This window comes from Microvirga sp. P4_G7, from assembly GCF_056401005.1.
This window is the reverse complement of record NZ_JBFUKD010000873.1, coordinates 1-1,312: the sequence shown is the minus strand read 5'-3', so window position 1 is coordinate 1,312 and position 1,312 is coordinate 1. Positions and strand designations below refer to the sequence as shown.

Genomic DNA, 1,312 nt, shown 5'->3' with positions numbered 1-1,312 from the left:
GATGGCAACACTCGTTGCCTCCCGGCAGGTTGTTCCCGCAATGCGGGACGCGCGACGCGGCAAGATCGTCAACATCGCCTCGACCGCTGGACTTTCCGGCGAGGTCGGTGTTGCGGAGTATTCTGCCGCCAAGATGGGTGTCATCGGATTCACGCGGTCGCTGTCGCGGGAGCTCGCTCCTTTCGGAGTGAACGTGAACGCCGTCTGCCCGGGGGTGACGAACACTGCCGTTCTCAAGCAATTGCCGAGCGATATCGTCTCCACCATCGTCGCAAGGATTCCGATGGGCCGCGTCGCCGAGCCGGAAGACATCGCGGCAACGATCGCCTTTCTTTCAAGCGAAGACGCGCGGCACATCACAGGCCAATCCATCGTCGTCGATGGAGGACATTGGATGGTGTAGTCGCCTCATCGGCGGATCCGAAGCCTGCACGATTGAACGCGGCGCCCGACAGCCAAAGTTCCACGACAGTTTCATCTCGTTCTGGCTATTTTCTGTGCACTTCAGGATGGAGTTCACAACCCCGCGACTGTCTGCGGCCAAGTCTTCTCGCTTGAGCGACCAGCATCGGCCAAATTCACTATCGACTACAGCGCCGTGGCCGCTTCGATGAATGTGTTGCAGCCCTTCGCCAATCGCGGCGCGGGTCTTTTCATCGCACCTGCCATGCAGGAACCGTACCGACGTGCGAGCTTTAAATTCCTGGCTGGGTTCAATTGGAGTTTTCCCTATGTCTAGAGCTCTTCTCACAGCGGCAGCGGCGATCGCGATCGGCTCTGCCTTCATAGCGCCGGCAATGGCGGGCGACGTCTTGTCGCCGAGCGAAATGAACGCCTTCATGACAAGGGGACAGCCAATACCAGCTGCGCCCTACAATGCCCGAGGCAGAGTCATTTACGATCCGGGAACAACCGGGTCCATCGTCGGCGGTACGGTCGCGCCCGAGCTTTGGCCACCCTGCCCGTACGGCCCTCCGACCTGTACCGCCGCCGGCTATCCGAATTTGCGTTACGAGCGGGAGAACATCCCAGGCTACGGAACAGCCCCTGCCTACGCCTACCCACCGTACTAGCGTGTAACGCCGATCAAAAACCCCGCCGCGTCGTCGGCGGGGTTTTTTCGTCTCGTCGCCCCTTCACGCACACCATGGCAGCGTTCCCGGTGGGAGCCGGCGTCCGAAGACGTCGAGTAGAAGCATCACGGCCGCGACAATCGCGACAGTCAAGGCTCCGACGGCAGCCGCCTGGCTCGCAAGGCCCGCTTCCTCGAGGCTGTAGAGAACCACACCGATGGTTTCCGTGCCGGCTGTCC

General features: G+C 61.4%; 2 protein-coding genes. Both read left to right on the top strand.

Translation table 11 applies throughout. The features are described from left to right. Window positions 1-403: SDR family oxidoreductase (locus tag AC1DT3_RS21525; RefSeq protein ID WP_477467220.1), on the top strand; the 403-nt coding region annotated here is incomplete at its 5' end. Between the two features lie 328 nt (window positions 404-731). Beyond that, entirely contained in the window at window positions 732-1,073 is a 342-nt protein-coding gene (locus AC1DT3_RS21520; protein ID WP_477467219.1) for a hypothetical protein, read from the top strand. Window positions 1,074-1,312: the final 239 nt, after the last annotated feature.